The organism is Streptomyces sp. NPDC052040, assembly GCF_044548405.1.
In the GTDB taxonomy this organism is placed as follows: domain Bacteria; phylum Actinomycetota; class Actinomycetes; order Streptomycetales; family Streptomycetaceae; genus Streptomyces.
Window position 1 is genome coordinate 227,676 of sequence record NZ_JBIUBV010000007.1, and the last position, 20,163, is coordinate 247,838.

Annotated in this window: 15 protein-coding genes; 2 read left to right on the top strand and 13 right to left on the bottom strand. The window is 71.0% G+C overall.

The features are described 5' to 3' along the window. Positions 1-42 precede the first annotated feature (42 nt). A complete protein-coding gene (locus ACIHAA_RS17195) occupies positions 43-1,491 on the top strand; it encodes a cytosine permease (protein ID WP_399817813.1) in 1,449 nt (482 codons plus the stop codon). Between the two features lie 18 nt (positions 1,492-1,509). Here ACIHAA_RS17195 and ACIHAA_RS17200 read toward each other — a convergent pair whose 3' ends face one another. From ACIHAA_RS17200 to ACIHAA_RS17230, 7 genes are all read right to left on the bottom strand, one after another. Continuing rightward, on the bottom strand, positions 1,510-2,001 hold the full coding sequence (locus ACIHAA_RS17200) for a hemerythrin domain-containing protein (protein ID WP_399817815.1): 492 nt from the start codon (positions 1,999-2,001) through the stop codon (positions 1,510-1,512). 173 nt (positions 2,002-2,174) lie between these two features. Beyond that, positions 2,175-3,263: a branched-chain amino acid aminotransferase gene (locus tag ACIHAA_RS17205; protein WP_399817817.1), complete on the bottom strand. Its 1,089-nt coding sequence runs from the start codon at positions 3,261-3,263 to the stop codon at positions 2,175-2,177. Between the two features lie 302 nt (positions 3,264-3,565). Beyond that, on the bottom strand, positions 3,566-4,609 hold the full coding sequence (locus ACIHAA_RS17210) for a 3-isopropylmalate dehydrogenase (RefSeq protein WP_399817819.1): 1,044 nt from the start codon (positions 4,607-4,609) through the stop codon (positions 3,566-3,568). Between the two features lie 182 nt (positions 4,610-4,791). After that, positions 4,792-4,923 carry a hypothetical protein gene (locus ACIHAA_RS17215; RefSeq protein ID WP_399817821.1) on the bottom strand — a complete coding sequence of 44 codons (132 nt, stop codon included), beginning with the start codon at positions 4,921-4,923 and terminating at the stop codon, positions 4,792-4,794. Between the two features lie 271 nt (positions 4,924-5,194). Further along, on the bottom strand, positions 5,195-5,734 hold the full coding sequence (locus ACIHAA_RS17220) for a GNAT family N-acetyltransferase (protein ID WP_399817823.1): 540 nt from the start codon (positions 5,732-5,734) through the stop codon (positions 5,195-5,197). A gap of 141 nt (positions 5,735-5,875) precedes the next feature. Continuing rightward, positions 5,876-7,507, bottom strand: coding sequence for an L-glutamate gamma-semialdehyde dehydrogenase (pruA, locus tag ACIHAA_RS17225; RefSeq protein ID WP_399817825.1), 1,632 nt, complete (start codon positions 7,505-7,507; stop codon positions 5,876-5,878). Positions 7,508-7,541: 34 nt separating this feature from the next. After that, positions 7,542-8,468 carry a proline dehydrogenase family protein gene (locus tag ACIHAA_RS17230; RefSeq protein WP_399817827.1) on the bottom strand — a complete coding sequence of 309 codons (927 nt, stop codon included), beginning with the start codon at positions 8,466-8,468 and terminating at the stop codon, positions 7,542-7,544. 161 nt (positions 8,469-8,629) lie between these two features. On the opposite strand from ACIHAA_RS17230, the gene ACIHAA_RS17235 reads away from it, so the two are divergent. Further along, entirely contained in the window at positions 8,630-9,844 is a 1,215-nt protein-coding gene (locus ACIHAA_RS17235) for a PucR family transcriptional regulator (protein ID WP_399817829.1), read from the top strand. A gap of 104 nt (positions 9,845-9,948) precedes the next feature. Here ACIHAA_RS17235 and serA read toward each other — a convergent pair whose 3' ends face one another. From serA to ACIHAA_RS17265, 6 genes are all read right to left on the bottom strand, one after another. Continuing rightward, positions 9,949-11,550 (bottom strand): phosphoglycerate dehydrogenase, encoded by a 1,602-nt coding sequence (gene serA / locus ACIHAA_RS17240; RefSeq protein ID WP_399817831.1) that lies wholly within the window; start codon positions 11,548-11,550, stop codon positions 9,949-9,951. A gap of 269 nt (positions 11,551-11,819) precedes the next feature. Further along, positions 11,820-12,818, bottom strand: a complete 999-nt coding sequence (gene ilvC / locus ACIHAA_RS17245) for a ketol-acid reductoisomerase (RefSeq protein ID WP_399817833.1) — start codon at positions 12,816-12,818, stop codon at positions 11,820-11,822. 142 nt (positions 12,819-12,960) lie between these two features. After that, positions 12,961-13,485 (bottom strand): acetolactate synthase small subunit, encoded by a 525-nt coding sequence (ilvN, locus tag ACIHAA_RS17250; RefSeq protein ID WP_399817835.1) that lies wholly within the window; start codon positions 13,483-13,485, stop codon positions 12,961-12,963. 18 nt (positions 13,486-13,503) lie between these two features. Continuing rightward, on the bottom strand, positions 13,504-15,366 hold the full coding sequence (locus ACIHAA_RS17255; protein WP_399817837.1) for an acetolactate synthase large subunit: 1,863 nt from the start codon (positions 15,364-15,366) through the stop codon (positions 13,504-13,506). Between the two features lie 226 nt (positions 15,367-15,592). Then, positions 15,593-18,625 carry a putative bifunctional diguanylate cyclase/phosphodiesterase gene (locus ACIHAA_RS17260; protein WP_399817839.1) on the bottom strand — a complete coding sequence of 1,011 codons (3,033 nt, stop codon included), beginning with the start codon at positions 18,623-18,625 and terminating at the stop codon, positions 15,593-15,595. 516 nt (positions 18,626-19,141) lie between these two features. Then, complete coding sequence (locus tag ACIHAA_RS17265; RefSeq protein ID WP_399817841.1) at positions 19,142-20,146, bottom strand: 2-hydroxyacid dehydrogenase; 1,005 nt, start codon at positions 20,144-20,146, stop codon at positions 19,142-19,144. Positions 20,147-20,163: the final 17 nt, after the last annotated feature.

Here is a 20,163-nt window from a genome sequence, read left to right on the forward strand (position 1 = left end):
AACGCCACTCAAACGCACGGGCGGCGGCGAAGGAGCTCAGCCATGCCGACGGAACAGCACGGAGTCGACACCATCCCAGAGGCGGAACGCACCAGCGGGCCACGCGATCTGGTGTCGATCCTTCTCGGCTCCAACCTCTGTCTCGGGGTGATCGTCTTCGGCTGGCTGCCGCCGTCGTTCGGCCTCGACTGGTGGTCGTCGGTGACCGCCATCGCGGCGGGCACGGTGGCCGGAACGGTCTTCACGGCCCCGCTGGCACTGATCTCACTGCGCACCGCGACCAACCTCTCGACCTCCTCGGGCGCCCAGTTCGGGGTGCGCGGACGGCTGGTCGGCTCGGTCGTGGGGCTGCTGCTGGCCCTCGGCTACACCGCGCTGACCGTGTGGATCGGCGGCGATGTCACGGTGGGCGTGCTGCACCGGCTGTGCGGACTGCCCGCGGACGGCTCGGCCTACGCCGTGGTGTACGCGCTGCTCGCCGCGGCCACCGTGGTCGGCGCGGTGTACGGCTACCGGGTGCTCCTCGGCATGTCCCGCGTCCTCGCCTTCGGCATGACCGCCCTGCTCGCGGTCGGAGTGATCGCCTACGCCCCGCACTTCACCACCGCCGCGCTGCCGGGGACGGGCGGCCTGCTGCTCGGCGGCTTCTGGCCCACCTGGCTGCTGGCGGCGGTGGCGGCCGGGCTGTCCGGGCCCGTCGCGTTCATCACCCTCCTCGGCGACTACACGCGCTACATCTCCCCGGCCCGGCACTCCCCCCGCCGAGTCCTGCACGCCACCTGGCTGGGCCTGATCCTCGGACTGCTGGTGCCGCAGCTGTTCGGGACCTTCACGGCCTACGCCGCCCGCGCGGCCCTCGGCTACGCCGGACCGCTGGTCGCCGCCTCCCCCGCCTGGTACCTGGTGCCGCTGCTGCTGGCCGCCTCCGCGGGCTCGGTCGGCAACGCGGGCCTGATGCTGTACTCGATGGGCCTGGACCTGGACGCCATCCTGCCCCGCGCCTCGCGCGCCCGGGCCACCTGCACGGTCGCGGCGGTGGCCACGGGATGCGTCTTCGCCGGGCACTACCTGTGGGACGCGCAGTCCGCGATGACGTCCTTCGTACTGCTGCTGACCGCGGTCGGCACCCCGTGGGCGGTCATCACCCTGACCGGTTTCCTACGCTGCCGGGGCGTCTACGACGCCGAGGCCCTCCAGGTCTTCAACCGCCGCGCACGGGGCGGGATCTACTGGTACCGGGGCGGCTGGCACCTCCGGGCCACGGCGGCCTGGGCGGTGGGGGCGGTGACCGGGGTGCTGGCGGTGTCGCTGCCGTCGTACCGCGGGCCCCTGCTCTCCCTGACCGGCGGGGTGGACCTGAGCTTTCTGCTGTCGGGGACGGTCGGCGGGGCGGTGTATCTGCTGCTGACCTTCCGCGATGCCCCGCCCGTACCCGAAAGGGCCGCCTCGGACACGGGGTCCGGGGCGGCCCTGGCGGCACCGAGGGGGTAGCCGGTCCGGAACGTCGGGTCAGGACTTGACGATGCGGCGCACGTTGTCGACCGAGCCGCAGCCGGCCTCCAGTCCGCGCCCGCGCTCCTGAAGGAACGCCGCACCCAGTTCCTCGCGCCGTGCCATCGCCACGTTCTCCCGCGCGCCGTTGAGGATGGTGCGCTCCTCCTCGTCGGTGTGGTGGGCGATCGCCTCCGCCAGCTCCTCCAGCCTGGTGTCCCACTCCTCGGAGCCGACCTCCTCCACCTCCAGGAGAGCCAGGAGGGCCCGGTTGCCCTCGTCGTGCTCGTGCTCGCCATGCTCGACCTCTTCGTCGTCGATGTCCTTGTACCGCTTCAGGGCGGGATAGACCTTGGCCTCCTCGGCCAGCGCATGGGCGATCAGCAGGTCCGCGAACTCCCTGAGCGCGGCCTCCCGATCGGCCTCGACGCTGCGCATCAGACGGAACAGGTCCTCCATGCGCCGGTGGTCCTGGAGGATGAGCTCGACGACGTCCTGGGTCTCGGCCATGGCGGCACCACTTTCGTGCGGAACGACTGGTCTCCCCACCGTCTACCCCCATCGCCCGCACACATCGCACCGGGGTGCGAGGGCCTCCCGCCGAACGCCGGAAGGCCCTCTCCCGGTCACGCGCCGCGGGGTGACGGGCCGCCGCCCGTCACCCCCGGCAGGCCGAGGCAGGATCAGCCGAGCGGGTGCATCCAGCCGTGGGTGTCCTCGCGGGTGCCGCGCTGGATGTCGAGCAGGGCCTCGCGGAGCCGCAGGGTGACCTCGCCCGGCTCGCCGCCCGAGTGCTGCCACTCGGCGCCCGCGCGCTTGACCGTGCCGACCGGGGTGATGACGGCGGCAGTGCCGCAGGCGAAGACCTCGGTCAGGGTGCCGTTCTCGGTGTCGGCCTGCCACTGCTCGGCGGACACCCGGCGCTCCTCCGCCTCGTAGCCGAGGTCGCGGGCGACGGTCAGCAGGGAGTCGCGGGTGACGCCCTCCAGGATCGAGCCGGTCAGCGTCGGGGTGACGATCTTGTTGCCGTACACGAAGTACAGGTTCATGCCGCCCAGCTCCTCGACCCAGGTGTGCTCCACGGCGTCGAGGTAGCAGACCTGGTCGCAGCCCTTGGCCGCCGCCTCGGCCTGGGCGAGCAGGGAGGCCGCGTAGTTGCCGCCGGTCTTGGCGTCGCCCATGCCGCCCGGGACGGCGCGGACGCGGTCCTCCGAGAGCCAGATGGAGACCGGCTTCACGCCGCCCGCGAAGTAGGCGCCGGCCGGGGAGGCGATCACGATGAAGAGGTACTCGTTGGCGGGCTTGACGCCGAGCCCCACCTCGGTGGCGATCATGAACGGGCGCAGGTAGAGGGACTCCTCGCCGCCGTGCTCCGGCACCCACCCCTTGTCCTGCTGGACCAGCAGGTCGCACGCCTCGATGAAGGTCTCGACCGGCAGCTCGGGCATGGCCAGACGACGCGCGGAGCGCTGGAAGCGCTGGGCGTTCATCTCCGGGCGGAAGGTGGCGACCGAGCCGTCGGGGCGGCGGTAGGCCTTGAGACCCTCGAAGATCTCCTGCGCGTAGTGCAGGACGTTGGTGGCGGGGTCGAGGGAGATCGGAGCGTACGGAACGAGCTGGCCGTCGTGCCAGCCGCGGCCCTCGGTCCACCGGATGGTCACCATGTGGTCGGTGAAGTGGCGGCCGAACCCGGGGTTGGCCAGGACCGCCTTCCGCTCGGTGGCGGAGAGCGGGTTGGCGGAGGGCTTCAGCTCGATCGTGGGCGTCGTCATGTGTGGTTGTCCTTCACCGGTTGTGTTGACGGGCCGCGCTCACGCCCCGTACCGCCCGTGGCGGCGGTGCGGGCGTCCGAGCATTCCCTCATACCGCGGCTCCTCGTTCGATTATCGCAAGCGGGGAGTCGATGGGGCTCCCCCTGCGCGGGCGAAGCCCGGAGCACAAGGGGAGAAACGGTGTGAACGCGACTCCTGGGGTGACCCGGGAGTGGGTCGATGGTGGCACCCGGCGGCGGACATGCGAAAGCCGCCGGGCCTGTCGGGACCCGGCGGCTTCTGTCGTCAGCGAGCGGCGCGGGTCACCCGGCTACTCGTACGACAAGCGCGTCGCCGATCTCGTCGGTGGTGCGGGCGGGACCGCCCGCGCGCTCGGCCAGGTCGGCGGAGACGGCCTCCTCGATCCGGGCGGCCTCGGCCTCATGCCCGAGGTGGCGCAGCAGCAGGGCGACCGAGAGGACGGTGGCCGAGGGGTCGGCCTTGCCCTGGCCCGCGATGTCGGGCGCCGAGCCGTGCACGGGCTCGAACATCGACGGGAAGGCGCCGGAGGGGTTGATGTTGCCGGAGGCCGCGACCCCGATCCCGCCGGAGACGGCGGCGGCGAGGTCGGTGATGATGTCGCCGAAGAGGTTGTCGGTGACGATCACATCGAAGCGCTCGGGCTGGGTGACCAGGTAGATCGTCGCCGCGTCCACATGCATGTACTCGGTGGTGACCTCGGGGAACTCCTCGCCGACCTGGTGGAAGATGTCGGTCCAGAGGTGCCCGGCGTGCACCAGCACATTGTTCTTGTGGACGAGGGCCAGCTTCTTGCGGGGGCGGGCCTGGGCGCGGGCGTAGGCGTCGCGCACCACGCGCTCGATGCCGAAGGCCGTGTTCAGCGAGACCTCGGTGGCCACGGCGTGCGGGGTGCCGGAGCGGATGGTGCCGCCGTTGCCCGTGTAGGGGCCCTCGGTGCCCTCGCGGACCACCACGAAGTCGATCTCGGGCTGTCCGGCGAGCGGGGTCGCCACGCCCGGGAGCAGCTTGGAGGGCCGCAGGTTGACGTGGTGGTCGAAGGCGAAGCGGAGCTTGAGCAGGAAGCCGCGCTCCAGGACGCCGGAGGGGACCGACGGGTCGCCGATCGCGCCCAGCAGGATCGCGTCGTGCCGCGCCAGCTGCTCCAGGTCGGCGTCGGTGAGGGTCTCACCGGTGGCGTGGTAGCGCCGGGCGCCGAAGTCGTACGGGGTGGTCTCCAGCTTCACATCCTGCGGAAGGACGGCGGAGAGGACCTTCAGCCCCTGGGCCACGACCTCCTGGCCGATGCCGTCACCGGGGATCACTGCGAGATTGATGCTGCGAGACATGACGGGCACCGTACTCCTTGTCCCATGGGATGACACACGTTGTCCGGGATACGGACAGGGGGCGAGTCCCGGCGCACGCCGGTTCCCTCCGTACGGCACAGGTCCGGGGTGCGGCGCGGTGGACCCGCGCCGCACCCCTCGGGGGCGGCTCCCGGTGTCGGACGTCAGGGTGTCGCGGCTGCTCAGTGGCCGGTCTCGCCGCCGTTGTCCCGGCGGTCGAGGGCGCGCTGGAGCGCGGCGGCGGCTTTCTTGCGGTCGGTGTCACTCGTACGGGAAGCGTGACGGACTCGGCGGCGGGCGGTCGTCTCGGCCATGGGAAATCGACTCCTTCGAGATCCGGGAGTGCGGAAGGGATTTTCGAGACGCCGGAGGGCGGGGAGCGGTGCCGCAGGGGTGTCCTGCATCGGGCCCGGCTCACGACCGCCATTCGCTGGATCGAGCGAGACGTTCGGCTCCTTCCAAGCTAAGCGAGGAGCGCGTATCTGTCTCCACGATTACTCGGACTTCCTACTATCTGAGACGGACGGGCGGGCGGACCCGGCCCGTTCCGGTCACCCGCAGCCGGACCACGTCACGGTCCCGCCGTCAGAGCACGTCGCCGTCCCGCCAGTCGAAGACCAGCTTGTGCCGGGGGTCGAGCGGCCCCGCCGCGGCCGGGCGTACGAAGGTGCAGTCCTCCTCGTCGCGCAGCCGGACTTCACCCCGGGGGCCGAGGGCGTACAGCCGGCCGGACCACAGCTGCCAGCCCCGGGCCCGGTAGAGGGCGGCGCCCTGGTCGCTCGCGGAGAGCGCGCCGAGATCGTAGGCGCCGTCGACGATCCGTTCGATCTCGGCCATGACCCGGCCGCCGTGCCCCCGGCGCCGTGCGTCCGGGCGCACCCCCACGCCCTCGACATAGCCGACGCGCAGCCAGCGCTTGCGGTACCGGACGCGCCGCTGGACGACGGATCCATGGGCGGCGAGGCCGTGCTCGTCGCTCACCAGGACATGCATCCCGCCGAGCCCGTGCTCCCACTCCTCGTCGTCGTAGTCGCCCTCGAAGGCCGCGTCCAGCAGGGCGCGGGCGGCGCCCCGTTCGGCGGGGTCGAGGTCGGCGGTGTGCACGCTGCGCAGACGGGTGGCCACCGGATCAGTATGGGCCCTTCGTCCCGGCTCGCCAGGGCCCGACGCTCCCCGGTCGCGGCGGGCCCCGTACCGGGCCGGACATGACGACCGCCCCCGGCCCGGGTGCGGAACCTCGGGGCGGGGGCGGTGTTCAGGGGGGTGTCAGCCCATGTGCGGGTAGGTGTAGTCGGTCGGCGCGATCAGCGCCTCCTTGATGGCGCGGGTCAGCGTCCAGCGCAGCAGGTTCTGCGGCGCGCCCGCCTTGTCGTTGGTGCCCGAGGCGCGGCCGCCGCCGAACGGCTGCTGGCCGACCACGGCACCGGTCGACTTGTCGTTGATGTAGAAGTTGCCGGCCGCGTAGCGCAGCTTGTCCATCGTGTACGCCGCGGCGGCACGGTCGCCCGAGATGACCGAGCCCGTCAGCGCGTAGTCGGAGACCGACTCCATCTGGGTCAGCATCTCGTCGTACTTCTCGTCGTCGTAGACGTGCACCGCGAGGACCGGGCCGAAGTACTCGGTGGTGAAGACCTCGTTCTCCGGGTCGGTGCACTCGATGACGGTCGGCCGGACGAAGTAGCCGACCGAGTCGTCGTAGGTGCCGCCCGCGACGACGGTGCACGCCGGGTCCTGCCGGGCGCGGTCGATGGCGGCCTTGTTCTTGGCGAAGGCACGCTCGTCGATCACGGCGCCGATGAAGTTCGACAGGTCGGTGACATCGCCCATGGTCAGCTGGTCGACCTCGGCCGCGAACTCCTCCTTGAAGCCGGAGTTCCAGATCGAGGCCGGGACGTAGGCGCGGGAGGTGGCCGAGCACTTCTGGCCCTGGTACTCGAAGGCACCGCGGGTGAGCGCCGTCTTGAGGACCGCGCGGTCGGCGCTCGGGTGCGCCACCACGAAGTCCTTGCCGCCCGTCTCGCCGACCAGGCGCGGGTAGGAGCGGTACTTCTCGATGTTGGTGCCGACCGTCTTCCACAGGTACTGGAAGGTCTTGGTCGAACCGGTGAAGTGGATGCCCGCGAGGTCGCGGTGCTCAAGGGCGACCTCGGAGACCGCGATGCCGTCACCGGTGACCAGGTTGATGACGCCCTTGGGCAGGCCCGCCTCCTCCAGCAGCTGCATCAGCAGCACGGCGGCGTGGGTCTGGGTCGGGGACGGCTTCCAGACCACCACGTTGCCCATGAGGGCGGGGGCGGTGGGCAGGTTGGCCGCGATCGCCGAGAAGTTGAACGGGGTGATCGCGTAGACGAAGCCCTCCAGCGGGCGGTGGTCCAGGCGGTTCCACACGCCCGGGGAGTTCGCCGGGGGCTGCTCGGCCAGGATCTGGCGGGCGTAGTGGACGTTGAAGCGCCAGAAGTCGACCAGCTCGCAGGGGCTGTCGATCTCCGCCTGCTGGGCGGTCTTCGACTGGCCGAGCATGGTGGAGGCGGCGATGGTCTCGCGCCAGGGTCCGGCCAGCAGCTCGGCGGCGCGCAGGATGATCGCGGCGCGGTCGTCGAAGGACATCGCGCGCCAGGCGGGGGCGGCGGCGAGGGCCGCGTCGACGGCGTCCTGCGCGTCCTGGCGGGTGGCGTGGCGCAGGGTGCCGAGGACCGCCTTGTGGTTGTGCGGCTGCACGACCTGGAACGGCTCGCCGCCGCCCATGCGCTTCTCGCCGCCGATGGTGCACGGCAGGTCGATCGGGTTGTCGGCCAGCTCCTTGAGCTTGGCCTCCAGCCGGGCGCGCTCGGGCGAACCAGGGGCGTAGCCGTGCACCGGCTCGTTGACGGGGGTGGGGACCTGGGTGACAGCGTCCATGGGTTCCGTGACTCCTTTTGCGAGCGGGTGGTTGTCAGCTCTTGGTGAGGACCGAGCGGGCGAAGAAGCGGAGGTTCGCCGGCTTCTCGGCCAGACGGCGCATGAAGTAGCCGTACCAGTCCGTGCCGTAGGCGGTGTAGACACGCATACGGTGCCCCTCGGCGGCCAGCCGCAGATGCTCCTCGCCGCGGATGCCGTACAGCATCTGGAACTCGTACTCGTCCAGCTTGCGCCCGGCGCGCCGGGCGATGTCCTGTGCGATGGCGATGATCCTCGGGTCGTGCGAGCCGATCATCGGGTATCCCTCGCCCTCCATGAGGGTCCTCAGGATGCGGATGTACGCCTTGTCGATCTCGTGCCTGTTCTGGTACGCGACCGACGCGGGCTCCTTGTAGGCACCCTTCACGATACGCACCCGGCTGCCGCTCTCGGCGAGCCGCCGGGCGTCGGCCTCGGTGCGGAAGAGATAGGCCTGGATCACACAGCCGGTGGCCGGGAAGTCCTTCCGCAGCTCCTCGTGGATGGCGAACATCGAGTCGAGGGTGGTGTGGTCCTCGGCGTCCAGGGTGACCGTGGTGCCGATCGCGGCGGCGGCCTCGACGACCGGGCGCACATTGGCGAGGGCCAGCTCGTGGCCGCCGGGCAGAGCCTGGCCGAACATCGACAGCTTGACGGACATCTCCGCCTTCGGGCCGAGCTCCAGCTCCTTCAGGCGGCCGATCAGCTCCAGATAGGCGTCCCGGGCCGCGGCGGCCTGCTCGGGGGTGGTGATGTCCTCACCGACGACGTCCATGGTGACTTCGAGGCCCTGGGCGGTGAGGTCCCCGATGATCGGGACGATCTGGTCGACGGTCTCGCCGGGGATGAAGCGGTCGACGACCGGCTTCGTCACCGGGGCGGCCGAAATCATCCGACGCATCCGGTCGCTGCGCGACGCGGCGAGAATCACGGGACCCAGCACGGGGCACCTCCACAAGGGCAACAGGAGGCCGAATCCCGACCATTCGGGTACGGCACGGAGAACCACCGTGAAACCTATGGATTGCTTTGATCGTCGGCCATCGACAGCTGTCACGCATCCGTGCCCTGGATCTCAGACATCTGTATGAGCGGGACGGGAGAATGCGGGAGAATGCCCCTGTGGCGGATGTTTTCAAGCCGGGCCGGGGCGACTACCAAGAACTCGTCGACGAGATCTCGGCGCTGCTCGGCGCCCCGGCGACCCTGGAGAACCGGGACTTCGAACTGATCGCCTTCGCCGCCTACGACAGCGGGGACGGCGAGTTCGACGAGGCCTCCCTCGACCCGGTGCGCACCCGCTCGATCCTCACCCGCCGCTCCACCGCGGCGGTGCGCTCCTGGTTCGAGGGCTTCGGCATCGCCCGCGCGGCCGCGCCCGTGCGCATCCCGCCGACCCCGGAGGCAGGCGTCTACCGGGGAAGGATCTGCCTGCCGGTACGCCATCGGGGTGTCGTCCTCGGCTATGTGTGGCTCCTCGCGGACGAGCCGGGCCCCTCGGAGGCGCAGCTGTCCGCCGCGATGGAGGTCGCGGCCCGTATCGGGGCGCTGCTCTCCGACGAGGTGCAGGCGGGCGCGGACCTGACCCGCGAGCTGCGCGCGGTGCTGACCGCCGGGCCCGGCTGGCAGCTGGAGGCGGCGGTGGCCGAACTGCGGACGGCGCTGGGCGCGCGCGGCGAGGGCCTGCACACCATGGTCTGCGTCGCCCCCTGGCCCTCGGCCGATCCGGACGACGCGCCCTCGGTGCGTACGGTCCCGGCCGCGACGGCGCTGTGCACGGTGCCCTGGGGCACGGCGGGCCAGAGCCTGGCGCTGCTGGTGCGGCTGCGCTCGGCGGACGTTCCGGCCCCGGCGCTCACGGCGGCCGCGCGGCTGCTGCGGGAGGCGGAGGGCGGCCGGGGCGGGGCGCGGACGGCGGCCGGGGTGGCGGGCGCCCGCCACGGGCTGGCCGAGCTGGGCACCGCCTGGCAGGAGGCGTCGGCGGCGGCCCGCGCGGCCCTCGCGGAGCCCCGGTTCGGGCCGGTCGCCCAGTGGTCGGCGATCGGGCCCTACCGGCTGCTGACGTCACTGCCCCCCGAGGCGGCCCACGACCCTGCCGTACGGGTGCTGCTGGCCCCTCCCCACCGGGAACTCGCCCGCACGGCCGAGGTGTTCCTCGACTGCGCGGGCCAGGCGGGCCGCACCGCGGCGGAACTGGGCATCCACCGCCAGACCCTCTACTACCGCCTCTCCCGCGTCGAACAGCTCACCGGTCTCGACCTGGACGACGGCGAGGACCGCCTGCTGCTCCATATGGCGCTCAAGGGCCACCGGCTGTGAACCGCGGCATCGGCCGCCGAGGCACGGAAACGCCTGACGGGCCGGTGGACCGGCCCGTCAGGCGTACAGGGTGAGGGCCTCCGGGGGGACCGGAGACGCCGGTGTCAGACCAGGTTCACCGAACGGGCGGAGGTCGCGCCGATCTCCTCGGCCACCTCCGTCAGCACGTGCTGCGGCACCGTGTCGTCGACCGTGAGGACCGCGAGGGCCTCGCCGCCCGCGATGTCACGGGCGACCTGCATGCCCGCGATGTTGATCCCGGCCTCGCCGAGGATGCGGCCCAGGGTGCCGACCACACCCGGACGGTCGCTGTAGCGCACCACGACCATGTGGTCCGCGAGGGCCAGGTCCACGTCGTAGTCGCCCACCGCCACGATCTTCTGATGGTGCTTCGGACCGGCCAGCGTGCCGGACACCGACACCTCCTCGCCGTCCGCGAGCGTGCCGCGCACGGTGACCACATTGCGGTGGTCCGAGGCCTCGGAGCTGGTGGTCAGACGTACCTCGACACCGCGCTCCTGGGCGAAGAGCGGAGCGTTGACGTACGAGACCGTCTCGGCGACCACGTCTTCGAACACGCCCTTGAGCGCCGACAGTTCGAGCACCTTCACATCGTGCTGGGTGATCTCGCCGTAGACCTCGACGTCGAGCCGGACGGCGACCTCGCCCGCGAGCGCGGTGAAGATGCGGCCGAGCTTCTCGGCGAGCGGCAGACCGGGCTTGACGTCCTCGGCGATGACACCGCCCTGGACGTTCACCGCGTCCGGCACCAGTTCACCGGCGAGTGCCAGGCGCACCGACTTGGCGACCGCGATGCCCGCCTTCTCCTGCGCCTCGTCGGTGGAGGCGCCCAGGTGCGGGGTGCACACGACCTGGTCCAGCTCGAACAGCGGGGAGTCCGTGCAGGGCTCCTTGGTGTACACGTCCAGGCCCGCTCCCGCGACCCGGCCCTCCTTGAGCGCCGAGTAGAGCGCCTCCTCGTCGACGATGCCCCCGCGGGCGGCGTTGACGACACGGACGCTCGGCTTGACCTTGTGCAGCGCCTCGTCGCCGATCAGACCGAGGGTCTCGGGGGTCTTCGGCAGATGGACGGTGATGAAGTCGGAGACCTCGAGCAGCTCGTCCAGGGACAGCACCTTGACGCCCATCTGCGCGGCCCGGGCGGGCTGCACATACGGGTCGTAGGCGACGACCTTCATGCCGAAGGCGGACATCCGCTGGGCGACCAGGGCGCCGATGCGGCCGAGGCCGACCACGCCGAGCGTCTTCTCGGCCAGCTCGACGCCGGTGTACTTGCTGCGCTTCCACTCGGAGTTCTTCAGCGCGGCGTTCGCCTGCGGGATGTTGCGGGCGGTGGAGATGATCAGACCGCAGGCCAGCTCGGCGGCGGTCACGATGTTCGAGGTGGGGGCGTTGACCACCATCACACCGGCCTTGGTGGCGGCGGACACGTCCACGTTGTCCAGGCCGACGCCGGCCCGCGCGACGACCTTCAGCTTCCGCGCGGCGGCGACGGCCTCGGCGTCGACCTTGGTCGCGGAGCGGATCAGGATGGCGTCGACGTCGGCGATCGCAGACAGCAGCTCCGTACGGTCCGCGCCGTTGCAGTGCCGGATCTCGAAGTCGGGTCCGAGTGCGTCGACGGTCGCGGGCGACAGCTCTTCAGCGATGAGTACCGTGGCTTTTCGACTGGGGTACGAGCTCACGTGAGTCCTCACAAATCCAATGCGGACGGCCGTCCCGACGGCCGCATGCGGTGGAGGGGTGCTAGCCGCGTGGAAGACGCACGACGCTGTGGGCCTGAACGCGATTGTTGTGCAGCAGTGTAGTGGCGCCACACGCGTTGTTCTGCGCCGCTGCGGAAGGATCACCCGTCCGTGGCCGGACGGGAGGGACGGCGTCCCCGGGGGACGCCGTCGCCGGTGTGCCGAGGGGGGCCGGAGCGCAGTGCTCGGGCCCCCCTCGGCCGTGGGGCTTACGCCTCCTCGTCGACCCAGCTCATGAGCTTGCGCAGCTCCTTGCCGGTGGTCTCGAGCAGGTGCTCGGAGTCCTGCTTCTTGTACTCGTTGTACTTCTTCAGACCGCCGTGGTACTCGTCCATCCAGTTGCGGGCGAAGGTGCCGTCCTGGATCTCGGCGAGGACCTGCTTCATCTCGGCCTTGGTGGCGTCCGTGATGATCCGGGGGCCGGTGACGTAGTCGCCCCACTCGGCGGTCTCGGAGATCGACCAGCGCATCTTCTCCAGACCGCCCTCGTACATGAGGTCGACGATCAGCTTCAGCTCGTGCAGGCACTCGAAGTAGGCGATCTCCGGCTGGTAGCCCGCCTCGGTGAGGGTCTCGAAGCCCGCCTTCACCAGCGCGGCCGTACCGCCGCACAGCACCGCCTGCTCGCCGAAGAGATCCGTCTCGGTCTCCTCGGTGAAGGTCGTCTTGATGACACCGGCGCGGGTGCCGCCGATGGCCTTGGCGTACGACAGCGCCAGCGCGAACGCGTCGCCCGAGGCGTCCTGCTCGACGGCCGCGATACAGGGCACACCGCGGCCCTCCTCGTACTGGCGGCGCACCAGGTGGCCCGGGCCCTTGGGGGCGACCATGCAGACGTCGGTGCCCGCCGGGGGCTTGATGAAGCCGAAGCGGATGTTGAAGCCATGGCCGAAGAAGAGCGCGTCGCCGTCCTTCAGATGGGGGGCGATGGACTCCTCGTAGACCTGGGCCTGGATCGGGTCCGGGACCAGGATCATGATCACGTCGGCCTCGGCGGCGGCCTCGGCCGGGGTCACCACGCGCAGGCCCTGCTCCTCGGCCTTGACCTTGGACTTCGAGCCCTCGTGCAGACCGACCCGCACGTCGACACCCGAGTCGCGCAGCGACAGCGCGTGGGCGTGGCCCTGGCTGCCGTAGCCGATGACCGCGACCTTGCGGCCCTGGATGATGGACAGGTCGGCGTCGGCGTCGTAGAACAGCTCGGCCACTTTGGGTTCTCTCCTTGGGTGCGGATCGTGCGTCCCACCGTATGACGGCGGGGAGAGGAAAAGGATCGGGGTCTCGGAATACGGGCGGCCGACGGCCTGCCGGCCGCCCGTGTCCGGTGGTGCGGGACGGGTCCGGTGCCGCCTAGGCGGTACGGTCCAGGGCGCGCAGCGAGCGGTCCGTGATCGAACGGGCGCCGCGGCCGATGGCGATGGTGCCGGACTGGACCAGCTCCTTGATGCCGTACGGTTCCAGCATCTTGAGCATGGCGGACAGCTTGTCGTTGCTGCCGGTGGCCTCGATGGTGACGGCCTCCGGGGAGACGTCCACCGTCTTGGCGCGGAACAGCTGGACGATCTCGACGACCTGGGAGCGCGTCTCGTTGTCGGCGCGGACCTTCACCAGAACGAGTTCACGCTGAACGGCCTGGGACGGCTCCAGTTCGACGATCTTCAGGACGTTGACGAGCTTGTTGAGCTGCTTGGTGACCTGTTCGAGCGGCAGGTCCTCGACATTCACCACGATGGTGATGCGGGAGATGTCGGGGTGCTCGGTGACACCGACCGCGAGCGAGTCGATGTTGAAGCCGCGGCGGGAGAACAGGGCGGCGATCCGGGCGAGGATGCCGGGCGTGTTCTCGACGAGGACCGAGAGGGTGTGCTTGGACATGGTTCTCACTCAGCTCTCTCAGTCGTCTTCGTTGTCGCCGAAGTCGGGGCGGACGTCCCGGGCAGCCATGATCTCGTCGTTGGAGGTGCCTGCGGCGACCATCGGCCACACCATGGCGTCCTCGTGGACGATGAAGTCGACGACCACGGGCCGGTCGTTGACCGAGTTCGCCTCTTCGATGACCTTGTCGAGGTCGTCCGGGGACTCACAGCGGATGGCGTAACAGCCCATGGCCTCCGACAGCTTCACGAAGTCGGGGACCCGGGTGCCCGCGGCCGCGCCCGGGGCCTTGGGCTCGGCGCCCGGCCCGGAGTGCAGCACGGTGTTGGAGTACCGCTGGTTGTAGAAGAGGGTCTGCCACTGGCGGACCATCCCGAGGGCGCCGTTGTTGATGATGGCGACCTTGATCGGGATGTTGTTCAGGGCGCAGGTGGTCAGTTCCTGATTGGTCATCTGGAAGCAGCCGTCGCCGTCGATCGCCCAGACCGCGCGGTCCGGGGCACCGGCCTTGGCGCCCATCGCGGCCGGGACGGCATAGCCCATCGTTCCCGCGCCGCCGGAGTTCAGCCAGCTGGCGGGCCGGTCGTACTGGATGAAGTGCGCGGCCCACATCTGGTGCTGGCCGACGCCCGCCGCGAAGATCGTGCCCTCCGGGGCGAGCCGGCCGATGCGCTCGATGACCTGCTGCGGGGAGAGGGTGCCGTCCTCCGGCAGGTCGTAGCCCAGCGGATAGGTGTCGCGCCAGCGGTCCAGGTCCTTCCACCAGGCGGTGTAGTCGCCCCGGTGGCCGTCGGCGTACTCCTTCTGGACGGCCTGGACGAGGTCGGCGATGACCTCCCGGGCGTCGCCGACGATCGGCACGTCGGCGGCCCGGTTCTTGCCGATCTCGGCCGGGTCGATATCGGCGTGGACGATCTTGGCGTGCGGCGCGAAGCTGTCCAGCTTGCCGGTGACGCGGTCGTCGAAGCGGGCTCCGAGGGCGACGATCAGGTCGGCCTTCTGTAGCGCGGTGACGGCGGTGACCGCACCGTGCATGCCCGGCATTCCCACGTGCAGCGGGTGGCTGTCGGGGAATGCGCCGAGCGCCATCAGGGTGGTGGTGACGGGCGCTCCGGTGAGTTCGGCGAGGACCTTCAGCTCGGCGGTGGCCTTGGCCTTCAGCACGCCGCCGCCGACGTAGAGGACGGGCCTGCGGGCGGCGGTGATCAGCTTGGCGGCCTCGCGGATCTGCTTGGCGTGCGGCTTGGTCACCGGCCGGTAGCCGGGCAGGTCGGTGACCGGCGGCCAGCTGAAGGTGGTCCGCGCCTGGAGGGCGTCCTTGGCGATGTCGACCAGGACCGGGCCCGGGCGGCCGGTGGAGGCGATGTGGAAGGCCTCCGCGATGGTCCGGGGGATGTCCTCGGCCTTGGTCACCAGGAAGTTGTGCTTGGTGATCGGCATGGTGATGCCGACGATGTCCGCCTCCTGGAAGGCGTCGGTGCCGATCGCCTTGGAGGCGACCTGGCCGGTGATCGCGACCAGCGGCACCGAGTCCATGTGGGCGTCCGCGATGGGGGTGACCAGATTGGTGGCGCCGGGTCCGGAGGTCGCCATGCAGACGCCGACCCGGCCGGTGGCCTGGGCGTAGCCCGTGGCCGCGTGGCCCGCGCCCTGCTCGTGCCGCACCAGCACGTGCCGCACCCGCCGGGAGTCCATCAGCGGGTCGTAGGCCGGAAGGATCGCACCGCCGGGAATGCCGAATACCGTGTCGGCGCCGACCTCCTCGAGAGAGCGGATGAGGGACTGCGCACCCGTGACGTGCTCGGGCGCCAGCTGGTGTCCTCCGGATCGGGGCCGCGGCTGCGGGTGAGGGGCCCCGGTGGCCTGCTCGGTCATCGTCATTCTCTTCTCGATGCTGAGGGTTTTTGCGAGGTTCGGGCAGTGTTCGACAGGTGCGTGTGCAACAAAAAACCCCTCGTGCCGGAAGGCAAGCGAGGGGAGCGCGCCGGGAGTGGTCGCTGGGTGTTCCGGTTCATGTCCGGTGGGTCCCAGCTCAGCCGACGCGCTGTCCAAGTACGAGAATTCGGGTGCGCATGGCACTGACCCTCCCCCCGGGGCGCCATGACTGTCAAGTGGGTGGGACGGGAGTCTCATTATGTGAGCGTAGGGTCGAGCCACCACCGAAAACCGCAGGCACACCGCCTGTGTACAGCGCCGCTCCGCCGACCGCGAAGGCCGGGGCGGGCTCCATCGGGCCGCGCGGCACGGGACATTGACCGGAACCGAGCGCCCGGCGCAGCCGGTACTCGTCCAGTGGTCCCGAGAATGCCATGCCCTGACCGTGTGTACACCCCATGGCGCGCAGCGCGACCACTTGCTCGGGCAGATCCACGCCGTCGGCGACGGACTGGAGGCCGAGGTCCGTGGCGATGCGCAGCAGCCCGCTGGTGATCTTGTGCAGCCGGGCGGACTCCACGACCCCCTCGACCAGGCCCCGGTCGAGCTTGAGGATGTCGACGGGGAGGCGGCGCAGTGCCGTCATGGCGGCATAGCCGCTGCCGAGGCCGTCCAGGGCGATCCGGACGCCGATCCGGCGCAGTGCGCCGAGCCTGCGCTCCAGCTCCTCCAGGGCGATCCCCGGGTCGATGTCGGACAACTCGATGATCAGCGCGCCCGAGGCCAGTCCGTGCCGGGTGAGCAGGGCCTCGACCGAGCCGAGGGGCAGGGAGCGGTCGAGCAGCCGACGGGCGCTCATCCGGACGGCGACGGGCACGGCGAGACCGGTGGCGGTGCGTTCGGCGGCCTGCTCGACGGCCTGCTCCAGTGTCCAGCGGCCCAGTTCGGCGGCCTTGTCGCTGCCTTCGGAGACCCTCAGAAACTCCGTCGGGGTGAAGAGCACCCCCTGGGAGGAGCGCCAGCGGGCCTGGGCGCTGACGGAGGTGATCCGGCCGTCCTCCAGCGAGACCACCGGCTGGTGCAGCAGGGTGAACTCCCCGTCGTGCAGCGCGGCCCGCAGCCGGGTGGCCAGCTCGGTCTTCCGCACGGCGTCCTGCTGCATCTGGGGCCCGTACAGCTCGACCCGGTCCTTGCCCGCCGCTTTGGCCCGGTACATGGCGAGGTCGGCGTTGCGCAGCAGTTCGCCCGCGCCGAGCCCCGGCTCCGCGAAGGCCACGCCGATGGACGCGGCCACCCGGACATCGTTGCCGTCGATGTCGTACGGCTGCGAGAGGGTGAGCCGCAGCCGGTCGGCGAGCTCCAGGATGTGCCCCTCGTGGGCGGCGTGGTCGTGGGTGGCGTCGCCGACGATGAGGGCCGCGAACTCGTCCCCGCCCAGACGGGCGGCGGTGTCCCCCTGGCGGACCGAGTCCTGGAGTCTGCGGGCGGCCTGCACCAGCAGCTCGTCGCCGGCCTGGTGCCCGATCGTGTCGTTGACCGCCTTGAAGCCGTCCAGGTCGATGAAGAGGACCGCCGTGTTGCGCAGGGCCGGGCCGCGGTCGGAGGAGCGGCGGCCGGACAGCGCCTGCTGCACGCGCCGGGTGAACAGGGCGCGGTTGGGCAGGTCGGTGAGCGGGTCGTGCTCGGCGTTGTGCTGGAGCTGCGCCTGGAGCCGTACGCGCTCGGTGACGTCCCGGCTGTTGAGGATCAGGCCGCCCTCGTGGCGGTTGACGGTGGACTCGACGTTGAGCCAGCCGCCGTGGCCGGAGCGGAAGCGGCACTCGATGCGGGTGGTGGGCTCCTCGAAGTGGCTGGCGGTGAGGAAGCGCCGCACCTCGTGCACCACGCAGCCCAGGTCCTCGGGGTGGATGAGGGCGGCCAGTTCGGTGCCGACCAGGTCCTCGGCGGGGCGTCCGTAGACACCCGCGGCGGCCGGGGAGACATAGCGGAGGATGCCGCTGGGCGCGGCGATCATGATGACGTCGCTGGATCCCTGCACCAGGGAGCGGAAGTGGTTCTCCTTCTCCGCCAGTTCCTGGGTGAGGGTGATGTTGTCGAGCAGCATGATGCCCTGGCGGACGACGAGCGCGAGCACCACGGCTCCCGCGGTGATGAGCACCACGCGGTCGACGCTGTGGCCGTTGAGGACGTTGTAGAGGATCCCCAGGGTGCAGACCGCGGCGGCCAGATAGGGCGTGAGCGCGGCCAGCGAGCCGTAGATCGGCCGGGTGGCCGGGTATCCGCGGTCGTGCCCCTGGGGAACACCGGCCGGATACCGGCCCTGGACCGGCTGTCCGAGGTAGGCGGGGCCCGTCTGCCGCGGGAGCGAGGGCGCCGGTGCCGTGCGGTGGCCCGCCGGGCCCGGATACGGGCGGCTGCGGCCCGGGATGTGTTCGTGCACCACGCGTGCGTACGGGTCGCGCGGCGGCCGCTGCCCGACACCGACCCAGGGTGCGTAGGCGAGGAGCAGCGAGCCGGAGAACCAGCCCGCGTCGAGCAGTTGGCCCGAGTGGTAGCTGTTGTGCAGCAGCGGCGAGGTGAAGAGCGCGTCGCACATCACGGTCAGGGCGAGCGCGCCGATGGCGGTGTTGACCGCCGACCGGTTGACCGCCGAGCGCCGGAAGTGCAGGGCGACCACCATGCTGATCAGCGCGATGTCCAGCAGCGGGTAGGCGAGCGACAGTGCGGTGTGCGCCACGCTCGGCCCGTCGAACTTCGCCGCCTGGGCGAGGGCGAGGCTCCACGACAGGGTGAGCAGCGAGCCGCCGATGAGCCATGCGTCGAGCGCGAGGCAGACCCAGCCCGCCTTGGTGACGGGCCTTTTGGCGAGCACGAGCAGTCCTACGATGGCGGGCGGAGCGAAGCAGAGGAAGAAGAAGTCGGCGCAGCTGGGCGACGGGACGGAGCGGTGGAGGACGACCTCGTACCAGCCCCAGACGCCGTTGCCCAGCGCGGCCATGGCGGAGGAGAGCGCGAACAGCAGCCAGGCGGGCCGGAAGCGGCTTCGGCTGCGGCGGGCGTAGACGAAGCAGGAGACGGCCGCAGTGCCCGCCGCGACGCTCAGCCCGAAGTCGCCCATGATGAGCGCGAGGCCCCGGGAGCCCCAGTCGAGCGCGGAACCGACGGCGTATCCCGCGCACACCAGGGCCAGGACCAGTTGCGGGACCAGTCGCGTCCGGCCTTCTGCGGCCGGAGCGCGGACCGGCAGTGCTCCGGCGGAGCTCACCGGATGCTCCCGGCCCTGGGGGCCGCCGGGTCCCGCTGCTCCCGGTGTGCCGGTTGCGCCTGCCTCTTGCGGGCGCCGGGTCCCCGGTACCGGTGCCGGAGGCTGTGGCCGCCCGGGCCGGTGATACCGGGGTGACCGGTGCCTCCACCGGGTCCGCCGTGACCGCGTCTGTGCGTCGCCGCCTGCCAGGGCCGCAGTCCGCGACCCCGCCGCGTCGGATGGTTCGTCCATAGGCCGTGCATCGCCCGTCGCCCCCCTCGCGTGTCTGAAAATTCCGTCCCCGGCGCCGCATGGTGCACGGCGCTGCCCCTGTCCGGGACGATACACCAGTCCCGTCACTCAGGGACATAGCTTCTCTACGCTCAGTGACGACCAGCGAGGATGTGCGTACGTACTGCGTACGAGGGACTGCGGAGCGTACTGGAAGCGGATGGGGAGCCAACACGGGGCAACGCGTGCGCCGGTGGTGCGCCCCGTCGGACCGCGGGAGCGCGGGCGGCGGGACTGGCCGGAAACCTATACCCGGGGACCCTCCCCCTTCTCCCCTCCGCCGCTCCCGCCACCCCGGCGCGCGGGCTCCTCGGCACCGGTCGTCAGGATCACGTTCGCGAGCGGTTCCCCCTGCATGAAACGGTTCAGCTGATCGCTCAGCAGACGGTTGGCGCGGGGCCGGAACGCCGAGCTGGGTCCGCCCATGTGAGGACTGATCAGTACGCCCCGCGCATGCCACAGGGGGTGCCCCGGGGGCAGCGGTTCGGGGTCCGTGACATCGAGGGCGGCGGTGAGGCGGCCGGTCTCCAGCTCGGCCAGCAGGGCCCCGGTGTCGACCACACCGCCGCGCGCGACGTTGACGAGCAGCGCCCCGTCCTTCATCCGGGCCAGAAAATCCTTGCCGACCAGGCCTTTTGACTCCTCGGTGAGGGGCATCGCGAGCACCACGACATCGGCGCCGGGCAGAAGTTCCGGCAATCGGGAGAGAGGATGCACGGGACCGCGCGCCGATTCACGCTCGCGGCGCGCGACGCGCGCCACCCGCGCGAGCTCAAACGGAGCGAGCCGGTCCTCGATGGCGGCGCCCACCGCCCCGTATCCGACGATCAGTACGGACTTGTCGGCGAGCGCGGGGCGGAAACCTGCGCGCCACTCCTCCCGGTCCTGTCCCCGGACGAAGTCGGGGATGCCGCGCAGCGAGGAGAGGATCAGCGTCAGCGCCAGTTCGGCGGTGCTGGCGTCGTGCACCCCGCGCGCGTTGCACAGGCGTACTCCGGCGGGCAGCAGGTGCAGGCCCGGCTCGACGTTGTCGATGCCCGCGGTGAGCGTCTGCACGACCTCGACGGAGGCCATCCGGGCCAGGGGGCGCACCACGGTCGCGGTGTCCTTCATATAGGGCACCACGTAGAAGGCGCACTTGGCCGGGTCGGCGGGGAACTCGGGCCCGCCGTCCCAGAAGAGGTAGTTCGGGCCCCCGGGCAGGTCCTTCAGCTCGTCGGTGCGGAACGGAAGCCATACGTCGACAGTCATGGTCAGGAGGCTATGCG